Here is a 22,500-nt window from a genome sequence, read left to right on the forward strand (position 1 = left end):
TCAGGTGGCGCGGTTATTCCGCGCCACGCTGCCACGCCCCGCGTCAGACTGTCATGCAAACGGTTTTCGTTTCCAGATAGTTTTCCAGCCCTTGAGGCCCGTTTTCGGTGCCCCAGCCGGATATGCCATGCCCGCCTTTGGGCAATTCCGGTGAAAAATAGCTGTGGCAATTCACCCAGACGGTGCCCGCGCGTATGTCAGCCGCCATGCGATGCGCCGCTGACAGGTTTTGCGTCCAGACACTGGCGGCCAGACCATACTGGGTATCATTGGCCATCTGCAGCGCGTCCTGCGCTGTATCAAAGGGGGTAATGGCCACCACTGGCCCGAACACCTCATCGCGCATAAGGCGCATGTCAGGGCGCACATCGGCCACCACTGTGGGTTGGAAAAACGCATCGCCCTGCGGGGCAATGCCGCCCCCTGTCAGCACTTGCGCGCCATCGGCGCGGGCATCGGTGACAAACCCCGCGACATGGGCGGCATGGCGGGCATGAACAAGCGGCCCAAGGTCCGACGCGGCGTCCAGCCCATGCCCCAGCCGCAGGCTTCGCGCCTGTGCGACCAGCGCATCGGCGAAGCGGTCGTAAATGCTGCGATGCACATAAACCCGCGACCCCGCCACGCAAACCTGTCCGCAATTTCCGAAAATGCCCCGTGCCACACCGGGCACCGCCAGTGACAAATCAGCATCGGCCATGACCACCGCCGGGGATTTGCCGCCCAATTCCAGCGTCAGTTTCTTCAGGTTCCCGCGTGCGGCCCCCAGCAGCACACGCCCAGTTTGCGTGGACCCCGTGAAACTGACCTTGGCCACATCCGCATGTGCGGCCAGGGCCGCGCCCACGTCATGGCCAAACCCCGTCAGCACATTCACCACGCCCGCAGGCAGGCCCGCACGCTGCAAAATATCTGCCAGCATCAGCGCGGTCAGGGGTGTTTCCTCGGCGGGTTTCAGAACCACGGTGCATCCCGCAGCCAAGGCAGGCGCAAGTTTCATGGCGGCCATCAGCAGCGGCGAATTCCACGGCACAATCGCCGCGACCACACCCACAGGTTCGCGCAGCGTAAACGCGCTCACGCGCTTGCCCGCAGGTTGATAAGTGATCGAAGGTGTGATGGTTTGCCCCATGATTTTGGTGGCAAACCCTGCATAATAGCGAAACTGCCCGATGGCGCCGGGGATTTCCCCCATCAGGCCCGTGCGAAGGGTTTTGCCCTGATCCAGTGTTTCCACTTCGGCCAGTGCCTCGGCGCTGTGTTCGATCAGATCGGCAATGCGCCACAACAACGCGCCGCGCGCCGCCGGGGTCATACCCGCCCAATCGGGGCGCGTCAGGGCTGTGCGCGCTGCGGACACGGCGGCATCGGCATCCGCTTTGGTGGCGCGCGCCACGTCAGCAAGGGGCGCGCCGGTGGCGGGGTCATATGTGGTGAAATACCCCCCTTGCGGGGTCACCCAATCGCCCCCGATCCACAGTTTCCTGGGGGTGTCCGCCAAAAATGCGCGCGCGGCGTCTGTTGTCACAGGTGGGGTTGAAACTGTCATGTGGGCCTTTCCGCGCGCAGCCTAGCGCGCGCTTGTTGCGCGCCGTGCAAAATGGACTGATAGCCCGTGCAGCGGCATATGTTCCCTTCAAGCGCGGTGATAAGTGCGGCGTCATCTGTGTTCGCCCCTGCCCCCAATGCCCCCGCCAGCGCGATGGTGACCCCCGCCGCGCAATACCCGCATTGAAAGCTGTTGGCCTGTGCCAACGCCTCCAGCACGGGCGCAAAACGGGGGTCTGCGCGCACCCCTTCAATAGTGTCTATGCGCCGACCGGCAACCTGCCATGCCATCAGCAGGCACGCATTCACTGCCACCCCGTCCAGCAGCACCATGCACGCGCCACACCGCCCGACGCCACAGGCCAGCTTGGTGCCGGTCAGTCCCAAATCTTCGCGCAGAATGGTGACAAGCGGGCGGTCGGGGGCACAGTCCAGCGCGGTTTCCTGCCCGTTCAGTATGAATGCAACATGGATCATGTCCGCCCTTCCAGCATGTTCAGGATTGTTTCGGGCGCAAAGGGCGTGGTTGCGGGCCAGCGCCCCAGCGCGGCCCCCACGGCATTGGCGATGGCCGCTGTCACGGCGCCAATGCCCAATTCGCCCACCCCGCGCGGGCCAAGCGTGTCATCCGCGTCCAGCCCTTCCAGCGCAGTGACATGAAACTGTGCAGGCACATCGCGGATACCCGGCAGGATATAGCTGTCAAGATTGCGGGTTATCATATGCCCGCCGCTGATCAGGGTGTCTTCGCTTAGCGTCATGCCAAGCCCCTGCACCACCCCGCCTTCGATCTGGCCAAGATAGGCCGAAAGGTCGATCACCGGACCGGCGGCAGTGTGCATTTCCAGGTCCGTCACCCGCACCATTCCCGCGATGCGGTCAATGCTTACCCGCGCCAGTGTCGCCCCAAAACAATGCACAAACCGCGCATTGCCGCGCGTGTAGTGTGTTTTGGGAAAGTCAAACGCAGTGGTTTCAACGGGCAGCCGGTCGCGGCCCAGATGCGCGGCCAGTTGCGTGAAATCCAGCACTGGCGGGGTGGCGCTGTTTTGCGCGATATGCGCGACGCCGCCAGCCACAATGCGCAGCTTGTCAGCGGGGGTGCCCAGAATACTGGCAGCGGCGTCCAGTAGTTTTTGCGCCAGCGCGGGGGCGGTGCGTGCGCCGATCTGCCACGCGACAAACCCCCCGCGCGATGCCGATGTGGACCCCGAATCGGGGCTGTGCGCGGTGTCGCCAACAATGGCGCGCACATCTGACCGCGCACAGCCCAGATGGGTGGCAACGGCCGCTTGTAGTGCGGGCAACAGCCCCTGCCCCATTTCATCCAGTCCGCAGGCCACTTCGATCATGCCATCTTCTGCCAGTGACAGCCGCCCTTCGGCGCTGTCATGGGGCAAGGACCCCAGCCCGTTCCCTTGATAGTTCAGCGCCATGCCGGTTGCGCGGATGTCATGCGCGGTGGCGCTGACAGGGTGCCACAGTGCACTTGCCGCCGCTGCCTGCACCATTTCGTGCAGACGTTCAGACCCTGCCACTACATGGCCCAGATACCCCGGACTGCCCGGCACGCGCAGGTTGCGCCGCCGCATTTGCGCAGGGTCCAGCCCGCAAGCAGCGGCCAGCCTGTCAATCTGGCATTCAATCGCAAACGTCATCTGGTTGGCCCCGAACCCGCGAAACGCCCCGCCGGTGCCGTTATTGGTGTACACAAGCTGGCCGTGGCTGGTGACATGGGCAATGCGGTAAGGGCCAGCGGCATGTTCCATCGCCGTTTCCACCACGGCGGGCGAGAGCGAGGCATAGGCCCCGCAATCGGCCAGCAAGCGTACCTCCTGCGCCAGCAGGTGGCCGGCTGCATCGCAGGCGGTGCGCATGGCAATGCGCATCGGGTTGCGCTTGACGCCCGCCAGTGTTGACTCCGCGCGCGACAGCTGCAACCGCACGGCGCGGCCTGCCTTGATCGCCAGCAAGGCCAGCGCGGGTTGCACGGTCAGTTCATCCTTGCCGCCGAACCCGCCGCCTGTTGGGCTGGTGATGACGCGTATTTTGGTTTCGGGCAGGGCCAGAATGCGGGCCAGTTGTTCGCGGTCGCGCGCCCCGTGCTGCCCACCCACAGCGACAACCACCCCCCCGTCAGGGGTGGGCGCGCACCACCCCCCTTCGGTTTCCATGAAGGCATGCATCTGGCGGGGCGTGACATAGGTTTCTTCCACCACATGCGCGGCGGCGGCAAATGCGGCTGCCGGGTCGCCCCGGTCCAGACGGAATTCTGCAACCAGATTGCCGCCTTCGTGCAGCGCAGGGCTGGCGGGGTCCAGTGCTTCGGCGGGGTCGGTCACGGCTGGCAGGTCGGCATAGTCCACGATGATGGCGGCCAATGCGGCATCGGCAGTGTCCGCATCAACTGCGGCCACAGCGGCCACGGCATCCCCCTGATAACGCACAATATCTGCACATAGTGCGGGCTGGTCCTGCCGCATGATCCCGAACCCGTTCAGCCCCGCAATATCGGCATGGGTAACAACAGCATACACCCCCGCCATTGCCTGCGCGGCGTGTGTGTCAATGGACAGGATGCGCGCATGGGGGCGGCCTGCGCGCAAAATGCGCCCCACCAGCATGTCGGGGGCGCGCAGATCGGTCAGATAGCCTGCATCCCCTGCCACCTTGGCGGGCATGTCAGGGCGCATATGCCAGTCAGGCGATGCAGGGTCGCGCGCCAGCGGGCGCAAGCCCGCAGGGGGCACGCTCTTTGGCAAGGGCGACTGCGCCGTTGTTGCCTGCGGCCCCTGCGAAAGGCCCAGCCCGGCAACCAGTGCACCCGCCCCCACATGTTTGCGATACGCGCCCGACCGAAACGCGCAATCGGGGGCGTCAATCTCATTTTCCAACAGGGTGCGCAGTGTGGGCATATCCGCGCCCTTGTCCAGTGCCGTGGCGGATGCTGTCAGCACCTGCGGGCGAACAGCCCCGCCGCCTGCCGCCAATCTGGTGCCATATGTGGGGCGTATAACCCCCGCAACCGCGATGATGGACGGGGTGAAGGCCGCGCGCAGCCCGACCTTGCGCCAGCACCAGCGCGCGTTACGGGCCTGAACGGGGACATCCAGCCACAGCACCAGCCCCGCAGGCGCGGCCAGCCATTGCGCCAGCGGTATGTCAAACTGCCCTGCTTGCGTGGCATGACCGACCCGCGCGCCAAGCGCCAGCAACGCTGGCAGCAAACACCCGTTGCCCCAGCCCACCTGCCCGCCAAGGGTGGCCAGCCTGCGCACGGGGGGGGCGGCCACATCGCGCAGCGCGCGCGCCAGAAGTGGCAGGTGCGCGGCAACAAGCGCGCTGTGCTCCAGCGCGTCAAGGGTGACTGTGGCCCCGATGCGCAGGCAATCCCCTTCGGTCATATGGACCGTATCCAGCCCAAGCGCCCCAAGGGTGACCAACATATCCGGCCGCGCCTTGCCCTGTGACCAGTCCACCTGAAATGCGCTGCCCCCCGCCACGGCACGCGCGCCCGGTTCGCGCAGCGCGGCCAATGCGTCAGACAGTGTGGCGGGATGAAGGATATGCATGATTACGCCGCCCCCGTTGTGCCAAAGCGCAGGCCCTTTTCCTTCAGCCAGCGCCGATAGGCGATGGACGAACTGTCCGCGCGTGTGGGCGTTTCGCGGCGCGGTTCCAGCGGCAGGCACAGTGGGCGCTGGTTTTCCACGATGATGCGGTCCTGCAGGAATATGACCTGTTCGAACCGCAACAATTCAGTCTGCGCGCTGCGGTCATCCACCAGCCACATCAACGGAATGGCGCGGCACAGCGCCTCCTCCATCGGTTGGATGAACAGCGCAATCGCATCCAGCCGGTCCGGCGCTGACGGGCAAACGCGGTATAGCATAACTGTAAACGGCGTAGGCACACGGTAGGTCAGGCGCACAAAATCCCCTGCGGATTCCGTGGCTGCAATCCGCGTCTGGAAGAAGGTGCAGTTGGTGGCCCACACCTCGTCTACATCGCGGCGGATTTCGCTGTCATAGCGGGGCACTTCAGTATGGGGTTCTGACCCCAGAATGTCTGTATGCACAAAGGGGAAATGCGCCATGTCCAGAAAATTTTCGACCACGCGCAAGCCTGATGCGCGCATGGTGACCCAGCCGCAGGGCACAAAGCGGCGGTCGCTTTCATGCGCTTCGGCAATGTCGAACAATTCCGTGGCGGGCGTTCCGAATGTCGCAAAGACCAACCCCCATTTCTGGCGTGTCGCCAGCACTGCGCCTGTATCGCTGCGCCGCACCACTGGCCCGTTTGCGCCAGCGGAAATTTCGATCTCCTGCCCCAGAAGCCGCGTGACATGCGGCGACACAGGCAGGCTGGCCACTGCATACCATTGGTTCAGGGCCACAGGGTCCGTTGTCAGTGCCATGACTGCCCCCTTTTGGCGCGATACTGCGCCATATGTTTTGCCAGAACCTGCATGTTATGCCCCCTGCGTATCGGTCCATTGCACAGACGGGTTTTGCGCCAGCCATGCCGCGCGGCGGGCAAACAGGTCGGGGGCCACTTCATGAATGCGGGCCAGTATCGCGGTCATGTCGCCGGTTTGCAGCTGGCCATCCTCGACCACAATTGCGCCATCTACCATTGTCAGCGCCACATCGGACCCCCGCACAGCATGAACGATATTATGTTGCAGGTTGAACCACGGCCCATCAGGGAAAAACGGGGTCATGCGCGGCGTGTCCTTGCGCAGGGCAATCAGGTCGGCGCGTTTTCCGGGTTCAAGTGATCCGATAACATGGTCCAGCCCCAAAGCGCGTGCGCCGCCGATTGTGGCCATGCGCAGGCATTCCCAACTGTCCATCGCGGCCGCATCCCGGTGGCGCAGCTTGCCCAGAAGGGACGCGGTTTTCATTTCCTCGAACATGTCGAAATTGTTGTTTTCCTTCTCGCCATCCGTGCCAAGGCCCACGGGCACACCGGCGGCAAGCATTTCGGCAATGGGGGCAATCCCTGATGCCAGCTTCATGTTCGAGACGGGGTTATGTGCCACCGCGACCGGGTGGCGCGAAATCAGGTCTATTTCCGCATCATCCAGCCAGACCGCATGCGCAATCAAACTGCGCGGGCATTCAAAAAAGCCCAGATCGGCCAGCACATGCATGGGCGCCTTGCCATAGCGGCGCTGGAATTCGGCCAGTTCAATTTCCGCTTCGCTGCAATGGGTATGAAAGCCGGTATTATGGCGTTTGGCCATGTCTATGGCGCGGGCCTGTCCGGCCTTATCGGCGTAAAACAAATGTTCCAGCCCGACCCAGACCTGCACGCGTCCATTCGCGCCCCCGTGCCAGGTTTCGATCAATGCCTCGTTCTGGTCCAGCCGGTCGAAATAGTCGTAATCGGGGTGTTCGCCCACATAGGGGACCGCCACCAGACGGTTGCCAAGCGCCTGCGCCGCCCGCGCAGACCCGTCCATGAAGCGCCACATGTCCAGAACTGTGGTGGTGCCCGACAGCAGCGATTCCGCATAGCACAGCCAGCTTGCGGCCTCTGCCTCATGGGGGCGCAACATGCGGTGCATGGGGTTGATATGCTGCGCCAGCCAGTCCCAGACGGGCAAATGTTCAGCCGTGCCGCGCAAAAACCCCGAATGGGCATGCGCATTGATCAGCCCCGGCATGATCACGCAATCGCCCATGTCGCGCAGGGGGGCAGCGGGATGGGCCGCGCATAAGTCCGCCTTGGTGCCGATGGCGCATAGTGTATTGCCGGAAATGGCAACCGCCCCATCCGCAATAACGCGGTTCTCGGGGTCCATGGTCACAATGGCGGCGGCAGACAGGATCAGATCAGGGTGTGTCATAGCGCATCCTTGATGAATGTTGCGGCGCGTTCGCCAATCATGGTGACGACCGCATGGGTGTTGCAGGACGGAATTTCCGGAATGACGGATGCATCCGCCACCCACAGCCCGCGCGCCCCGCGCAGGCGTAATTCAGGCGTGGTGACCGCGCCCGCATCACTGCCCATGCGCGCCGTGCCGCAGGGGTGAAAGAATGTCGAACACGCAAGGCGCATGAATTCCGCGCGCGCGGCTTGGTCAGCGTGCGCAAGCGGGGCCAGCGGGCCGTCTGTCAGTGCCCGCAAGGCCGGGCGTGACGCCAGATCCAGCACAAAATCAAGCCCGCGCATCAGGGCGGTCATGTCATCGGGGTGGGTCAGAAAACCGGGGGCCAAATGCAAGGGGGCGTCAGGGTCAGCAGATGTCAGCCGCATATACCCGCGACTTCTGGACCCCATAAGGCCCGGCGCAATGGCAAACACGCCGGTTTCGGGCAACCCGTAGCGCTGCACCACATCAGGGCCACCGCTGCGCCCGGCAATGGGGAAGGCATGCAGATCAGGGCGCGCAAGCCCCGCATCGGACCGCCAGTTCACGATTGCCCCGCCGCCATTGTCGCGCGGGGGCGGCAGGGTGTGGCGTGCCCGGAAATTGACCGCGCGCACCAAAGGATGATCTTGCAGGTTCTGGCCCAGTTCGGGCGCATCGATCACCTGCGCCACACCCAGCGCGCGCAAATCCTGCGCGCCGCCCACGCCAGACAGCATCAGCAAGCGCGGGGTTTCGAACGCGCCAGCGGCCAGCACAATGGCGTGCCGCGCGCTGACCACCTGCACCTGTCCCGCGCGCGCGATTTGCACAGCGGCGGCGCGCGCGCCTTGCCACTGAATGGCCAGGGCGCGGGTGTTTACCGCAATCGTCAGGTTGGGCGCGTCAAACACGGGGGCAAGATACCCGTCAACCGGACCAAAACGCCGCCCCGCATGGATGTTGAAATTCGACAGCGCGGCCCCTTCGTTTGAGGGGCCGTTCGCATCGTCTATGACCGGCAAACCCGCCTGATCTGCGGCTTCCATCAGCGCCAGCGCCAGCGGGTGGGGGGTGGCGGGGGGGGCCACTTTCAGCGGGCCGCCCTGCCCGCGCAACGCGCAATCATCGCCGCCCCCGTCTTCGCAGGCCCCGTCTTCGCCCGCCCAGTCTTCGCAGGCGCGAAAGGCGGGCAGACATTCCGCAAACCCCCAGCCTGTGCAGCCAAGGTCGCGCCAGCGGTCATAATCTGCAGGGTGGCCACGATACCACATCATCGCGTTGGTAGTGCCGCAGCCGCCCAGAACACGCCCCCGCGGGATTGGAATGCGCCGGTTCAGCGTGGCGGGGTGGGCGGCATAGTGATGGCCCCAGTCATGACGGCTGGCGCCAATCTGCATCCAGCGGGTGGGATCTTGCAGCATGGGGTCGCCGCGCCCGTCCCCGCCTGCTTCCAGCAGCAACACGTCATGGCCCGCATCGACCAGCCGCCGCGCCACCACCGCCCCGCCGGACCCGGACCCGACAATGATGATGTCAAACGCATCGGGGATATGGGGCGGGTCAAATGGCATCAGTTATGCTCTGACGGGCCCATAATGGTTATACCTTCGGTCGCTTCGACATGGCGCACGAAGATGTATTTGTCCTCTCGGCCGTCAGAATGTTTGCGCTTGATGCCGGGTTGCAGACCTGCGGCCACCTTGGCGACAACCAGATAGGGCACGTCTGCGGCCAGCCCTGCAGCGCAATGGGCGTCGAATTCGTCCAGGGTGCGGGCGGTATGGGCCTGCGCCACGCCCGCACCGCGGGCAATTGCGGCCAGATCTACGCGCCCGCGCGCCGTGTGGGTGGGGGGGCCGCCAATGGATTGGTAGCATTCATTGTCCCACACCACGATGAACAGATTGGCGGGTTGTTCATTGCCCAATGTGGCCAGAATGCCCAGATTGAACAACAGCCCCCCGTCGGTATCCAGGGAAATGACGCGCCGGTGCGGCAACCCTGCCGCCAGCCCGAAGGCCTGCGGTGTCACACAGCCCAGTTGCTGCTGGAACAGGGATGCGGTGCGCATATGCGGGGCGGCGTTATACCATTCATCCACACTGCCCCCCAAGGACAGGATGACAAGTTCATCTTTCAGGCGTGGCGCAAGGGCCTGCATGCAGGCGTAGCGTGTCATGGTCATCGCACCACCTCGCCACCCAGAACGACCGCACTGTGATAATAGGCGGAATAACTCCATTCATACGCATCAACGATGGCCTGTTCGATGCCCGTTTCCTCGCGGACAATGCGGTAGGGCATGCGCAGCGCCTGCATGACAGGTTCCATGGTTATGCCGTGGGGAATGGCCCACCAGTTATTCTCGCCCATCTCGCCGCGGTAGCTCATCAGCATGACAACGGGGATGCCCGCGCCAAGCCCCATCCGCGCCAGCGGTTCAACCGACGCGCGCAGGCCGGAATTTTCCATCACCAACACGGCGCGTTTGCCCGACAGGAACACACCCCCGCATATTGCAGCACCTTCGCCTTCATTCGTCACCGGGATGGTGCGCAACCCTGTGCTGGCGTCCATGGCGGGGTAAAGCGGGCGAAACAGCGAATCCGGCAGGTAGCAGGCCACCGATACCCCTGCCCGCTGCAGCCCGCGCAACACCGCATCCACGGCTGTCTGTTTCATCGCCATTGTCCCTTCATTGCGTAACTGCCTTTTGCCTTATGGATTTGTCGCCGGAATTACCGGCGGGTCAGGGCCAGTCTGGCAGGTGAAATCCTGGCCGAATAGTCCATCATTTTCGTCTTGGTTGTTGCGTCCTACGCAACACTAACCATCAGAGGCCAACGTATCGACAGCTTGGCCAAGCGCGGCACTCAGCGCGGTGGCGGCCTCCGACAGTTCTGCCTTCGGGCGCGCCATCAGCATCAGGCGGCGCAACCCGATACGGCGTTCATGCAGGGGCACAAACACCAGCGACCCCGCCGCAATTTCGCGTTCCGCGCCAAGGCGTGTTTGCATCACTGTTCCAAGCCCGCGTTCGGCCAGTTCAATCATCAGGGCAATGGAATTGGTGCGCCCACGGCGTGCAAAATCGACAAAGGCATCGCCCATCGCGGCCTCGACCGAGCGCCCCAGCGTCAGGCTGGAATCCGACAAGATGACCCGTTCGCCCGACAGGTCCGACAAGGTGGGGCCGGGGGTTATCGTTGTTAAACGGCTGCCGGGGGGCACCAGAACCCCCAGCGCCAGCCCCGCCATGGCGATTCTGCGCAGGTTGCGCGAGGGTTGCTGATCAAAACTCAGCGCCAGATCGGCGTCACCCGATGCCACCATCGCGCCCGCGTCTGCCGAACTGGTCACGCGCACATCAACGGCAATTTCAGGATTGCGCGCCCAGAACTGCGCCAGCACGCGCGGCAACAGACCGCGCGCGGCACTTTCGATCGACACAAGCGTGACTGTGCCGCGCCGCAACCCGCGCAAATCGGCAATGCCGGTGACCGCGCGGCCCAGCTCGACCGTGCTTTGGCCCAGATGATACAGCAGCATTTCCCCCGCCGAGGACAGGCGCAATTGCTGCCCGCCACGGTCAAACAACGGTGCGCGCAGATCATCTTCCAGCGCGCGAATGGACCGGCTGACCGAAGATGGCGTCATGTTCAGCGCCCGCGCCGCAGCACGGATGGACCCCAGCCGCGCGGTCAGCTGGAAGTGCTGCACGCGGGTTGAAACAAGTCCTAGTCGATGCAGGTCCATGATGCCTCAGTGATAATCCGGTATGCCCGGCATGGTGATAAAGCCGTCCAACTGCCGCACCCTGCGCGCCCATAGTCGCAAGGCAGGGAAAGCGTCATGGTCAAGGTTGAAATCACGGCACAGCGCGAAGGCAGGAAACAGCGCGATATCGGCCACAGTTGCATGCCCCCCCGCAACAAAGCCCTGCCCCCTGAACCCCTGCGCGGTCATGTGATCTTCCAGCAGGCGCAACCCGTGGCGTGCAGCGTGGTTCAGCGCGCCCGCATCGCCTGCCGCGCCCAGCATGGCGACCGCGCGCGCCTGCGATGGGGCGGCCAGATCGCGCGCGCTGAAGAAAAGCCAGTCCTGCATTCGGGCCGCGCCCGTGTCATCAGACGGCAGAAACGCCGCGCCGCGCGGGCCAATGCGCGCCAGATGCAACAGGATGGCTTCTGTCTGGCACAGGATCAGCGTGTCGTGTTCCAGCACCGGCAAGCGGCCCAGCGGGTTCAGGGCCAGCATGTCATGGCCCAGATGCTCACGTCCCGGAAAGGCATCGACCGATCGCAGGTTCAGGGTTACCCCGGCCACCGACGCCATCAGTCGCACGCCGTAGCAGGCATCATCCAGATCATAATTCCATAAGATGGGGTTGGTCATTGTGCGGCCCCCGAAATGGTGGTTTCTGCCCGCCGCCGCAATGCGGCCGTTGCGGGCACCAATGCGGCCAGCGTGTCCGGCGCGCAGGGGCCTTGCACGCCAAGGTGGGCAATGCTTGTCGCGTCGTCCACAGGGTGCAACCCCACCACCAGCCGAACCGCGCCTTGTGTCAGTCGCATGACCGGCCCATCAACCACCACATCGCGCACGCCCCCCGCGCCGGGCAACCCGGCAGTGGCAAGCAGCTGTGTCAGCGCGGGCAAGGGCGCGTCAACTTGCAGGCTTCGCAGGGCGGTTACGTCTGTTTCGTCAACAGGCGCAGGGGCTGTCACGTCCAGCGGCGCAACCCAGATCATGCCAAGCGTTTCAGCGGCCTTGTAGCGGGCCACGCGGATGGTTGCAGGCACGTCCAGTTCAGGATGGGCGGGAATATAACGACACGCGGCCGTGCTGTCATATTCCCAGCCATGATACAGGCAGGCAATCCGGTCCCCGCGCACAAACCCGAAGCTTAGCTTCATGCCGCGATGGGGGCAGCGATCTTCCCATGCATAGGCGGTGCCCGCGCTGTCGCGCCACAGGACGATTTCAGCGCCGTTCCAGACAGTTCCGGCAGATGTGGCGGTCACAATGTCACGCGCAAGGGCAAGCGGCGTCCATTGGGCATAATCACTTGGCGGGTGCTGCATCGTCTACTCCGGGGGTTTGCGGCGGTTTTCTTGTCGGCGCACATCGCGCACAACGCAGGTTTGCGGCCCAAGGCTTAGCGCCATTTCAAACGCATCAACCAGCGCTTCGGGGCCGGTCAGTTGCACCAGCGCGCGCCCCGCATCCTGTGCAATCATCGTGTGGCTTAGCGATAGCCGCGCCGCCCGATGGGCCGCAAATTCAGCGAAGCTGGCCTGTGGCAGGTCCCCCAGAAATTCAAGGGTGACAGTGGTGTTCATCACGGTTTTCGTCCAATGCGCGGGGCAGGTTTACCCGCAGCTTTTGGCGCTGCATGCGGGCCGTCAAGTGTTGTGTTCTGCGCAACAACCCCCAAAAGCTGCGGGGCAGGAAATGTATGAAAATTGAGCGCCAGCGCATCAATAATGTGCAGTGGGCATATGGGCGCGCGGGCATAGCCCCTTCAATATTTGTCATGGGCCTGCGCCAGTTGACTTTGTGCGCCACGCCCGCGCAGGCTGAAGGCACCGGCGATCACAATCAAGGCTGATACAGATGACGGACAAGGCCGCATTGAACCAATGGTATTGTCTGGACCCGCTAGATGTTGTGCCACAAGGGGACAGCAAGAATATTCTTCTGGGCCAGCCGCTTGATATTCACCGCACAGCGCAGAATTTCGCGGTGCATGCCAATGGCCAGCCCGTCCGGCACATGCTGGGTTTTGGCCATCTTTGGGCAACGCTGGGCCGCCCTGATGCCGGACTGCCCGAAATTGCGGAGGCGACTGAGCCCGACCGGCGCCATGTGCCATGCGGCGGCGTAATGGTGCGCGCATCAGGCTTGCGCATTGTCGAGAATTTTCTGGACATGGCACATTTTCCGTTTGTGCATACGGACATTCTGGGGTCGGAACCCCATACAGAAGTGTTGCACTACGCGTGCGAAATCCGGCGTGATGTTGACGAAGTGTGGGCCACGGATTGCAAATTCGTGCAACCCAAAGCCGCCCTTTCGGCCACGGATGCGATTGACACGCGCTATATGTATCGTGTTGCGCGCCCGTTGGTGGTGATGCTGTATAAAACCTGCCCGTCAGACCCCGACCGCTGGGATGTGATCTGCCTGTTTGTGCAGCCCCTGGGGCCTGAGCTGTGCCGCGCCCATGCCATGATGTTTCTGATTGACAGCACGTCGGCCCAACGCGACCTGATCGGATTTCAGCAGGTCATATTTCTGCAAGACCGCATCATTCTGGAAAACCAGCGCCCACGGTTGTTGCCGCTGGAACCGCGTCTTGAAACGCCAACCCGCGCTGATGCGTCATCCATCGCGTATCGGCGCTGGCTGAAGGAAAAGGGCTTTGTCTACGGCACCACGCTTGGCCCGGCCGAAACGACAAGTGCCGCCTGGCGGTTCGGGGCCACGCTGGAACAATAGCGGCAGGGCTGTCGCGTCTTGTGCGCCACCCTTTAGCCGTGCTGCGCCGTAGCGCGCAAGGCGGGCAGCCCTACCCCCACGGCGTCAAACCCGCCATCAACGGCCACTGTCTGGCCGGTGACATAGCTGGCCTTGTCCGAGCACAGGAAGGTGATCACCTCGGCAATCTCGGATTCCTTGCCATAGCGGTTCAGGGGGATGGCATCATGATATGCGGCGCGAATTTCGGGCGAATGCACTGCCAGCGCCAGTTTTGTGTCCACAGGGCCGGGTGCCACGCAATTGGCGCGAATGCCCCATTCCCCCAGTTCCGCCGCCTGTTGGCCCGTCAGGTGAATGACCGCCGCCTTGGATGTGCCATAGGCCACGCGCAAGGTGCTGGCGCGCAGCCCCGATATGGACGCGATGTTCACAATCGCGCCGCCCTGCTTCTTCAGATGCGGGATAACCGCTTGCGATGTCAGGAAAACCCCGTCCAGATTGGTGGCCATCACCTGTCGCCAGATCGCAAGGTCCGTGTCGCCCAACGGGCGAAAATCTGCCACGCCCGCATTATTGACCAGCGCATCAATACGCCCGAAACGCGCCAGAACCTGTGTGACCATGGTATCCACCTGTTCGGGCAGGGACACATCGCAGTCAAACGCCTGCGCGCCATCACAGCCTTGGGCGGCGTCACGCAGCGCGGGGGCGTCGCGGTCAATCATCGCCACATGCCAGCCCTGCGCCAGAAACAGCCGCGTGGTGGCCAGGCCTATGCCGCGCGCCGCACCCGTGACGATTGCTGTTTTGACAGTCATTCAGTTCCCCTTTCTGTATCGGAATTTCGTCGCGCCCTAGCGCAGCCAGTGCACCAGAATTTGCGACATGGACGGCACTGCCGCCACCACCGCAATGCCCACCAATGACGCCAGCAAGAAGGGCATGGTGCCGCGCGCGACCTGTTCAATCTTCATGCGGGTAACATTGGCCGCGACATACAGGTTTATGCCCACTGGCGGCGTGATCAGCCCGATGGCCAGATTGACCATGACCAGCACCCCGAACCACACCGGGTCCCACCCCATTTCGCGCGCCACCGGCAGGAAAATGGGCAGCGCAATGAACATGACCGTCACAGGGTCCATGAACATACCGGCCACCAGTAAGATGACCATGATGACCAGCAAGATGACCCATTCATTCTGACTAAGCCCCAGAAGCGCGCCAGAATAGCTGCGCACCAGATCATCGACTGTCACCACCCAGCCAAACAGACTGGCATAGGCCACAATCAGCATCACCACCGCAGATGACGCCGCAGCCGTGCCCAATGCATCATAAAGTTTGCGCAGCGTCAGCGTGCGGTAAGCCAGCGCGCCGACACCCAGCGCATAGACCGTGGCAACCAATGCGGCCTCGGTCGGGGTGAAAATGCCGGAATATATGCCGCCCAGAATGACCACAGGCGTCATCAGGCCCCAGAAACTGTCGCGGAAGCTTAGCCATAATTTCCGGCGGCGCGGCGCGTTTGCATAGGGTTCTGGCATCAACGCTGTCAGGCTGGGGCTTGTGTCAGGCGCGGTGCGGCGGCGCGCGAAGGGCAGCACCGCAGCCATGGTCAGCGCCATGAACACGCCCGGAATAATGGCCGCGATAAACAACCGCGAAATGGAGGTTTCCGCGATAACCCCGTAAATGACCAACCCGATGGAGGGCGGTATCACAATGGAAAACGCAGCCCCCGTGCACACCAGCCCCGCAGCAAACGCGCGGTCGTAGCCGTCTTCTTCCATACCTTTGATAATCATGGGGCCGATCGCCGCAACTGATGCCGGGCCGGACCCGCTGACCGCGCCCCAGAACAGGCACACCACCGTGCCCACAACCCCCATTCCGCCGGGCAGGCCGCCCACAGCCACGCGGAAAAACCGGATCATGCGTTCGGCAATGCCCAAGCTGCCCATCAGCGTGCCCGCCAGAATAAAGAACGGGATCGCCAGAAGCGAGAATTTGGTAATGCCCGTGGCAATCAGGTCGCCGGCAAGTTCCAGCCCGAACCCGATTTCCCACATCGCATAAAGCGCAGACAACCCCAGCGCGAAAGCCACCGGCAGGCGCAAGGCCATCAGCAGGAAAAAGATGATGATCATCTGCGTGCCCGCCGATGAGATGCCCAGGAATTCAAACATCAGGCGTGCCCCAGCTGTCCTTGCCGTGCAAAACGTCCCATGCGTGCTGCAAATACCGCAAGATGATCAGGCCAAACCCGAACGGCAATGCGGCCTGATAATACCATGCCGGAATTCCCAGCCCGTAAGACCGCATACCGACACGTTTGATATTCATCATCGCATCCCATGAAAACCATGCCGACAGCGCCAGCAACCCCACCGACAGCGCGACCGACAGCAAAAACACCGGCACCCATAACGGGCGCGGCAACATGTCATGCACCAGCGTGACGGCCAGATGCTCGCCCCGCCGTGCGGCAAGGGCCGCGCCGAAAATGGTCAGCAGCAAGAAGCCGTTGACCAGCAATTCCTCGCTGGCGGCAAAGGACAGGTTGGTGCCGTAGCGCACAACCACATTGGCAAACCCCAACAGGGTCATGCCCAGAAACAGGATTGCGCAGATGATCTTTTCTGCGTCGCGCAAAAGGAAACGTATCATCTGCAGCGCCCCCGCAAAATAAATCCCATGGCCCGGTCAGGGGCCATGGGATGGACAGACCTTAGTTTACTGCGGCAATGGCGTCCTGAAACGCGCCCACGATTTCCGGCCCGACGCGTTCGGCCCATTGGTCGAATGCGGGTTGTGTGGCGGTGCGGAATGCGTCCAGTTCATCCGCGCTGGGTTCATAGACTTCCATGCCTTGCGCGCGCAGGAATTCGATGCCCTGTGCGGTGCCTTCGCGGGTAATCTCGCGCTGGTATGCCATGGCTTCTTGCGCGGTTTCACGCAGGATGGTCTGCATGTCGGCATCGTAGCTGTCCCATTTCGCCTTGGAAATGCCAAGGAAGATGGGGTCATAGGAATAATGCCACGCCGTCAGGTGTTTTTGCACTTCATAGACCTGTTGGGGAATGATCACCGCGCCAATGGGGTTTTCCTGACCATCGACAACGCCCTGTTGCAGCGCCGACATGGTTTCGCCCCACTGCATTTGTTGCGGGTTGGCGCCCAATGCGTTCATGACGTCAATATACATGGGCCCGGCCACGCGCATGTTCAGCCCGCGCATATCTTCAGGCGTGCGGATGGGGCGGACGTTGTTTGTCACTTCACGAAAGCCGTTTTCGCCCCATGCCAGAACGACAATTCCCTTGTCCAGCAGGATATCGGCCAGCATTTCGCCGGGCGCCCCTTGGGTTGTGGCGTCCACCTGGTCATAGCTGGAATACAGATAGGGCAGCGAGAAGACGGCCATTTCCGGCACCAGTGGCGTCACGTTGATGGCAGATGTCACCACCAGATCCAGCGCGCCGCGCCCGACCATTTCGGCCTGACGCATCTGGTCCCCGCCCGAAAGCTGCGCATTGGGGAAAACGCGCACATCCAGCGCGCCATCGGTGCGTTCGGCCAGCAATTCGCCAAATTTTTCCGCGCCCTGATGCCAGGTTGTGGTGTCGCCTGTGTTATGTGACAGGCGCAGGGTTTCCGCGCCCGCCGCGCCAAGGCCCAGCATACCGGCCAATGCGGCCGCAAGTGCTGTCCCGCTTACGCGTGCAAATGTCATGTTTTCCTCCTCCTCGTGGTGTTCAGCGGCCTGCGCCATGACGTTGCACAAACCGAACCCTGTATAGCGTTCATATAGTGGACCGTTCAAATTCAAGAATGCAAGAAAAACTTGCAACTTTGAAAAGATAAATCAACAATAGGCAAATCATCACTGTGGTTTTCGCTGCGGCAATCGCTACCATTGGGTCCATAATATGAAACATGACAGGGCAGAACCCGTGATTGGCGGCGCGCAAAGCGTCGACAGGGCGCTGTCGTTGCTGGGTCTTATCGGGCGGCATTCTGTGCAGGGCCTGACGCTGACTGCGCTGGTTTCGCAATCGGGGCTGAACAAGGCCACAGTGCGCCGCCTGCTTCTGGCGTTGATGCGTGCGGGGCTGGTCGAACAGGCCGCCGAGTCCCGCGCCTATCATCTGGGCAGCGAGGCGTATTTGCTGGGGTTGATGGCGCAGGGGCGGCATGGGCTGTTGTCGCTGGCCATGGACAGTTTGCAGCAGCTTGCGCGCAGCACGGGGGACGCGGCGTTCCTGTCTGTGCGGCGCGGCGTCTATGCCGTTTGCCTGCACCGCGAGGATGGCGCGCACCCCATACGCACATATGCCCTTATGCCGGGGGGGCACCATCCGCTGGGGGTGGGGGCAGGGTCGCTGGCCATGCTGGCCGCCCTGCCCGACCCAGAAGTGGATGGTGTCCTTACCGCCACGGCGGATGAGCTGCGCGACAACTACCCGCGATTGGGCGGCGAAGGGTTGCGCGCCCATGTGGCCCGCACCCGCGCCCAAGGATATGCCCTGAACCCCGGCCTGATATTTGAGGATTCATGGGGTCTGGGCGTGGCGCTGCATGGGCCGGATGGCGGGCTTGTCGGCGCATTGTCGCTGGCCGCCATCGAAAGCAGGATGCGCGAACCGCGCCGCAGTGACATGTTGCACGCCCTGCGCACACAGGCGCGCCAAATTGAACAACGGCTGGCCCAAGGCCAAACCAACCACGCATGACAGCAAGGAAACCATGATATGACACGCGCACAGATCATTGGCTGGGGCCATACCCCGTTTGGCAAATCAGACCATCCCGACACCGAAACCCTGATGGCCGCTGCCATTGCCCCCGCGCTGGCGCATGCGGGCATTGATGCGGCTGATGTGGATGGTATTTTCGCAGGCGTTTACAATAACGGCTTTTCCAAACAGGATTTTCAGGGCGCGCTAGTGGCGATGGGCGACGCGCGCTTTGCCCATACGCCCGCAACACGGTTCGAAAACGCCTGCGCCACAGGGTCGGCGGCGCTGTTTGGCGCGATGGATTTTATCGAATCCGGGCGCGGGACTATCGCGCTGGTGGTGGGTGCCGAAAAAATGACCGCCACCCCCACCGCCGATGTGGGTGACATTTTGCTGGGTGCCAGCTACCGCGCGGAAGAAGCGGATATTGACGGCGGGTTTGCGGGTCTGTTTGGCACCATCGCCAATTCGTATTTCCAGCGCTATGGCGACCGGTCCGAAGAATTGGCCATGATTGCCGCGAAGAACCACGCCAATGGCATGGCCAACCCCTATGCCCATATGCGCAAGGATTTCGGTGTGGCGTTTTGCAACACTGTCTCGGACCGCAACCCTGTTGTGGCCGGTCCGCTGCGCCGCACCGATTGCTCGCTTATCTCGGACGGGGCGGCGGTTCTGGTGCTGGCCAGTGCCGAAGTGGCGGCCACGATGCCCCGCGCGATCGGCTTTCGTGCCCGCGCGCAGGCCAATGACATCATGGCCCTGTCACGCCGCGATGTGCTGGAATTTCGCGGCGCGCGCATGGCATGGGACAAGGCATTGATGGCAGCGGGGCTGACGCTGGAGGATCTGGACCTTGTTGAAAGCCATGATTGTTTCACCATCGCCGAAATGCTGGAATATGAGGCCATGGGGCTGGCGGAACAGGGGCAGGGCCACCGTGTTATCCGCGACGGGATCACGCGCAAGGACGGGCGGCTGCCTGTCAACCCGTCGGGCGGGCTGAAATCCAAGGGTCACCCGATTGGCGCAACGGGGGTGTCCATGCATGTCATGGCCGCAATGCAACTGATGGATGACGCGGGCGACATGCAGATCAAGGGCGCGAAGCTTGCGGGTGTGTTCAATATGGGCGGTGCGGCAGTGGCGAATTATGTGTCCATCATGGAGCGCGTGAAATGAGGGATGATCTGTCATCGGGCGTGACCCCCTATTCCACGCGGGTGATGAACCTGTCGCATTTCCTGACCGAAAGCGCGCGCAGGCTGGGAAATGCAGTGGGGTTCGTGTGGGGCGCGCGCACATGGTCATGGGCGGAACTGGACGCGCGCGCCGGGGCCTTTGCCCATGCGCTGGCCCATGATTACGGTGTGGTCAAGGGCGACCGCATTCTGGTGCAATCCGCCAATTGCAACCAGATGCTGGAAGCAATGTTTGCCTGCTGGCGCATTGGCGCGGTCTGGGTGCCTGCAAATTACCGCCTGTCGCCTGATGATCTGGCGGGGCTTGCGCAATCATCGGGCGCGCGCGGGTTGATTTGCGGCGCGCCGTTTCCCGACCATGCGGCGGCCTGCGCCACTCTGGTGGATTTCACCATTGCCATTGGTGCGGCCCCGTTCGCGCAGGAGTATGAAGCACTTGTCGCGCGTCATATGGGCCGCACGCCCACGCCGGTTGCCGTGCAACGCGATGATCCGGCGTGGTTTTTCTTCACCTCGGGGACGACGGGCAAACCAAAGGCTGCGGTGCTGACACATGGGCAACTGGCCTTTGTGGTCACAAACCACCTGTGCGACCTGATGCCCGGCACTGGCCCTGATGACGCATCGCTTGTGGTGGCGCCCCTGTCGCATGGCGCGGGTATTCACCAGCTTGCGCAGGTCGCGCATGGGGTCAAGACCATCCTTCCTGCGCGCGCCAGCTTCGACCCCGCCGAGATATGGGCCCTTGTCGCGCAGTGGCGTGTCACCAACATGTTTACAGTGCCCACAATCGTAAAACTGCTGGTTGAACATGACGCCGTGGACCAGCATGATCATTCCAGTTTGCGCCATGTCATCTATGCGGGCGCGCCGATGTACCGCGCCGATCAGGTGCGCGCATTGCAAAAGCTGGGGCCGGTTCTGGTGCAATATTTCGGGCTGGGCGAGGTGACGGGGAATATTACTGTCCTGCCCCCCTGCCACCACCACCTTGATGATACATCTATGCGTATTGGCACTTGCGGGTTTGCCCGCACGGGAATGCAGGTGCAGATACAGGATGAACACGGCGACGAACTGCCCTTCGGGCAAACCGGCGAGATTGCGGTGATTGGCCCTGCCGTGTTCGCGGGGTATTTCAACAACCCTGACGCCAACGCGAAATCCTTTCGCAATGGCTGGTTTCTGACCGGCGATCTGGGCCATATGGACGCGCAGGGCTTTGTTTACCTGACAGGGCGCGCGTCTGATATGTATATTTCCGGCGGGTCCAATATCTACCCGCGCGAGATTGAAGAAAAGCTGCTGCTGCACCCCGACCTGTCGGAAGTGGCGGTGCTGGGTATACCAGATCAGGTCTGGGGCGAGGTGGGCATGGCGGTTTGCGTGCCGCGCGCCGGTGCTGCCCCGTCCCCGGAAGCGCTGCTGGAATGGCTGGGGCCAAAACTGCCGCGCTACAAGATGCCGCGCCATATGGTGTTCTGGGACGCGCTGCCAAAATCCGGCTATGGCAAGATCACCAAGAAAATGATCCATGAAGAATTGCAAACGCGCGGCCAGTTGCCCTTGGCGCCCCCGTCATGACGCGCGCGCTGCGCCAGATCACACATCCCGGCCCGCCCGCGCTGGCGCGTGATCATGCGGTGGCCTGTTACGCGCGGCCCGTGTCGCTGACATTGCGCGCGGGTTTGGACATCACGCAGGCCGTGAAGGGCGCGCTGGCGCAGGCGGGCATTCACGCGGCCTATTTGCGGCTGGACGGGGCCATGCTGTCGGCGCTGCGGTTTGTGATTCCCGCGCCCGCGCCGGGCGACGGGCATGCCGCATGGTATAGCCGGACCTATGCCCCCGCCCAGCCCGTGCGCCTGTCGCAGGCGGGCGTGCATGCTGGCTGGCGTGACGGGGCGCGGTTTTTGCATTGTCACGGGCTGTGGAACGGGGCCGCGCCCGCAATGGGGCATGTTCTGTGTCCCGAGTCCATTCTTGCCGAACCCTGCGAAGTGACGGGTTGGGCTATAGATGGGGCAAGTTTGCATGTCGCCCATGACCCCGAAACAGAATTTTCGTTGTTCCAGCCAAAACCCACACCAATTGCCGCAGCCCCCAATGCCGTATTGGCCACCCTGCGCCCCAATCAGGATATCGGGCAGGCATTGGCGCGCGTGGCGGCCCGCCACGGCATGCAAAATGGCCGCATTCACGGCATTGGCAGTCTGATTGGCACCTGTTTTCAGGATGGCGCGCCGCTTGACAGTTACGCGACTGAAATTCTGATCCGCGATGGCAGGCTGCAAAATGGCAAGGTTGCGCTGGATGTGGCCTCGGTCGGGTTTGACGGGGTTGCGCGAATGGGGGGTCTGTGCCCTGATGTGAATGCAGTTTGTGTCACTGCAGAGGTGTTGTTGGTCGCGTCCTGACCCATGAGGCGGTTTTTGGTCTGAAGCGGACGTTTGCACCTGGATGAAGCCCGCGCTATCGGCGGGCCGGGGTCTGCCGATCCCACAGTATAGGAATGCACTTTATCCAAGCGGAATATTACTGACTTCAATCGCTTGGCACACCTTCAGGTCATCGGCAGGCCGCGGGACGGCCCGCCGATGGCGCGGCGGCCTGCGGCCTTGTCCCGCGCCTTGGGTATTCCCAATGACCGCAAAAGGCCAAT

Annotated in this window: 21 protein-coding genes; 5 read left to right on the forward strand and 16 right to left on the reverse strand. The window is 62.8% G+C overall.

What is annotated here, in order from left to right:
* Positions 1-43 precede the first annotated feature (43 nt).
* The 12 genes from ACTZWY_RS06295 to ACTZWY_RS06350 form a co-directional block, all read right to left on the reverse strand.
* On the reverse strand, positions 44-1,549 hold the full coding sequence (locus tag ACTZWY_RS06295) for an aldehyde dehydrogenase family protein (protein ID WP_444789843.1): 1,506 nt from the start codon (positions 1,547-1,549) through the stop codon (positions 44-46).
* Positions 1,546-2,025: a (2Fe-2S)-binding protein gene (locus tag ACTZWY_RS06300; protein ID WP_444789844.1), complete on the reverse strand. Its 480-nt coding sequence runs from the start codon at positions 2,023-2,025 to the stop codon at positions 1,546-1,548. Before ACTZWY_RS06300 ends, ACTZWY_RS06295 begins: the two co-directional genes overlap by 4 nt.
* Positions 2,022-5,120 (reverse strand): molybdopterin cofactor-binding domain-containing protein, encoded by a 3,099-nt coding sequence (locus tag ACTZWY_RS06305; RefSeq protein ID WP_444789845.1) that lies wholly within the window; start codon positions 5,118-5,120, stop codon positions 2,022-2,024. Before ACTZWY_RS06305 ends, ACTZWY_RS06300 begins: the two co-directional genes overlap by 4 nt.
* Before the next feature lie 2 nt (positions 5,121-5,122).
* Entirely contained in the window at positions 5,123-5,965 is an 843-nt protein-coding gene (locus ACTZWY_RS06310; RefSeq protein ID WP_444789846.1) for an aromatic ring-hydroxylating dioxygenase subunit alpha, read from the reverse strand.
* A 54-nt stretch (positions 5,966-6,019) separates the two neighbouring features.
* Positions 6,020-7,402, reverse strand: a complete 1,383-nt coding sequence (locus tag ACTZWY_RS06315; RefSeq protein WP_444789847.1) for an amidohydrolase family protein — start codon at positions 7,400-7,402, stop codon at positions 6,020-6,022.
* Positions 7,399-8,982, reverse strand: coding sequence for a GMC family oxidoreductase (locus ACTZWY_RS06320; RefSeq protein ID WP_444789848.1), 1,584 nt, complete (start codon positions 8,980-8,982; stop codon positions 7,399-7,401). The genes ACTZWY_RS06315 and ACTZWY_RS06320 overlap by 4 nt, the downstream gene beginning before the upstream one ends.
* On the reverse strand, positions 8,982-9,596 hold the full coding sequence (locus tag ACTZWY_RS06325) for a thiamine pyrophosphate-dependent enzyme (protein WP_444789849.1): 615 nt from the start codon (positions 9,594-9,596) through the stop codon (positions 8,982-8,984). Before ACTZWY_RS06325 ends, ACTZWY_RS06320 begins: the two co-directional genes overlap by 1 nt.
* Positions 9,593-10,093: a thiamine pyrophosphate-binding protein gene (locus ACTZWY_RS06330; protein WP_444789850.1), complete on the reverse strand. Its 501-nt coding sequence runs from the start codon at positions 10,091-10,093 to the stop codon at positions 9,593-9,595. The genes ACTZWY_RS06325 and ACTZWY_RS06330 overlap by 4 nt, the downstream gene beginning before the upstream one ends.
* A gap of 144 nt (positions 10,094-10,237) precedes the next feature.
* Positions 10,238-11,167, reverse strand: a complete 930-nt coding sequence (locus tag ACTZWY_RS06335; RefSeq protein ID WP_444789851.1) for a LysR family transcriptional regulator — start codon at positions 11,165-11,167, stop codon at positions 10,238-10,240.
* A gap of 6 nt (positions 11,168-11,173) precedes the next feature.
* Positions 11,174-11,806, reverse strand: coding sequence for a glutathione S-transferase family protein (locus tag ACTZWY_RS06340; RefSeq protein WP_444789852.1), 633 nt, complete (start codon positions 11,804-11,806; stop codon positions 11,174-11,176).
* Positions 11,803-12,495, reverse strand: a complete 693-nt coding sequence (locus ACTZWY_RS06345; RefSeq protein ID WP_444789853.1) for a Rieske 2Fe-2S domain-containing protein — start codon at positions 12,493-12,495, stop codon at positions 11,803-11,805. Before ACTZWY_RS06345 ends, ACTZWY_RS06340 begins: the two co-directional genes overlap by 4 nt.
* 3 nt (positions 12,496-12,498) lie before the next feature.
* Entirely contained in the window at positions 12,499-12,753 is a 255-nt protein-coding gene (locus tag ACTZWY_RS06350; RefSeq protein ID WP_444789854.1) for a hypothetical protein, read from the reverse strand.
* 274 nt (positions 12,754-13,027) lie between these two features.
* Between ACTZWY_RS06350 and ACTZWY_RS06355 the strand changes: the two genes are divergently transcribed.
* Entirely contained in the window at positions 13,028-13,912 is an 885-nt protein-coding gene (locus ACTZWY_RS06355) for an aromatic ring-hydroxylating dioxygenase subunit alpha (RefSeq protein WP_444789855.1), read from the forward strand.
* 32 nt (positions 13,913-13,944) lie between these two features.
* Here ACTZWY_RS06355 and ACTZWY_RS06360 read toward each other — a convergent pair whose 3' ends face one another.
* The 4 genes from ACTZWY_RS06360 to ACTZWY_RS06375 all read right to left on the reverse strand — a co-directional run bounded on the left by ACTZWY_RS06360 (position 13,945) and on the right by ACTZWY_RS06375 (position 17,630).
* Positions 13,945-14,712, reverse strand: a complete 768-nt coding sequence (locus tag ACTZWY_RS06360; protein ID WP_444789856.1) for an SDR family NAD(P)-dependent oxidoreductase — start codon at positions 14,710-14,712, stop codon at positions 13,945-13,947.
* Positions 14,713-14,748: 36 nt separating this feature from the next.
* The gene (locus ACTZWY_RS06365) at positions 14,749-16,083 is read right to left on the reverse strand and encodes a TRAP transporter large permease (RefSeq protein ID WP_444789857.1); all 1,335 of its coding nucleotides are present in this window, start codon (positions 16,081-16,083) and stop codon (positions 14,749-14,751) included.
* On the reverse strand, positions 16,076-16,564 hold the full coding sequence (locus ACTZWY_RS06370; protein ID WP_444789858.1) for a TRAP transporter small permease: 489 nt from the start codon (positions 16,562-16,564) through the stop codon (positions 16,076-16,078). The genes ACTZWY_RS06365 and ACTZWY_RS06370 overlap by 8 nt, the downstream gene beginning before the upstream one ends.
* A 61-nt stretch (positions 16,565-16,625) precedes the next feature.
* A complete protein-coding gene (locus tag ACTZWY_RS06375) occupies positions 16,626-17,630 on the reverse strand; it encodes a DctP family TRAP transporter solute-binding subunit (RefSeq protein ID WP_444789859.1) in 1,005 nt (334 codons plus the stop codon).
* 196 nt (positions 17,631-17,826) lie between these two features.
* Between ACTZWY_RS06375 and ACTZWY_RS06380 the strand changes: the two genes are divergently transcribed.
* The 4 genes from ACTZWY_RS06380 to ACTZWY_RS06395 are packed head-to-tail and all read left to right on the forward strand — an operon-like array spanning position 17,827 to position 22,255.
* Entirely contained in the window at positions 17,827-18,630 is an 804-nt protein-coding gene (locus ACTZWY_RS06380; RefSeq protein ID WP_444789860.1) for an IclR family transcriptional regulator, read from the forward strand.
* 18 nt (positions 18,631-18,648) lie between these two features.
* Positions 18,649-19,818 (forward strand): acetyl-CoA acetyltransferase, encoded by a 1,170-nt coding sequence (locus ACTZWY_RS06385; protein WP_444789861.1) that lies wholly within the window; start codon positions 18,649-18,651, stop codon positions 19,816-19,818.
* A complete protein-coding gene (locus ACTZWY_RS06390) occupies positions 19,815-21,422 on the forward strand; it encodes an acyl-CoA synthetase (protein ID WP_444789862.1) in 1,608 nt (535 codons plus the stop codon). The genes ACTZWY_RS06385 and ACTZWY_RS06390 overlap by 4 nt, the downstream gene beginning before the upstream one ends.
* Positions 21,419-22,255 (forward strand): hypothetical protein, encoded by an 837-nt coding sequence (locus ACTZWY_RS06395; protein WP_444789863.1) that lies wholly within the window; start codon positions 21,419-21,421, stop codon positions 22,253-22,255. The genes ACTZWY_RS06390 and ACTZWY_RS06395 overlap by 4 nt, the downstream gene beginning before the upstream one ends.
* Positions 22,256-22,500 lie beyond the last annotated feature (245 nt).

The sequence above is a fragment of the Roseinatronobacter sp. NSM genome, assembly GCF_052379845.1.
Taxonomy (GTDB): domain Bacteria; phylum Pseudomonadota; class Alphaproteobacteria; order Rhodobacterales; family Rhodobacteraceae; genus Roseinatronobacter.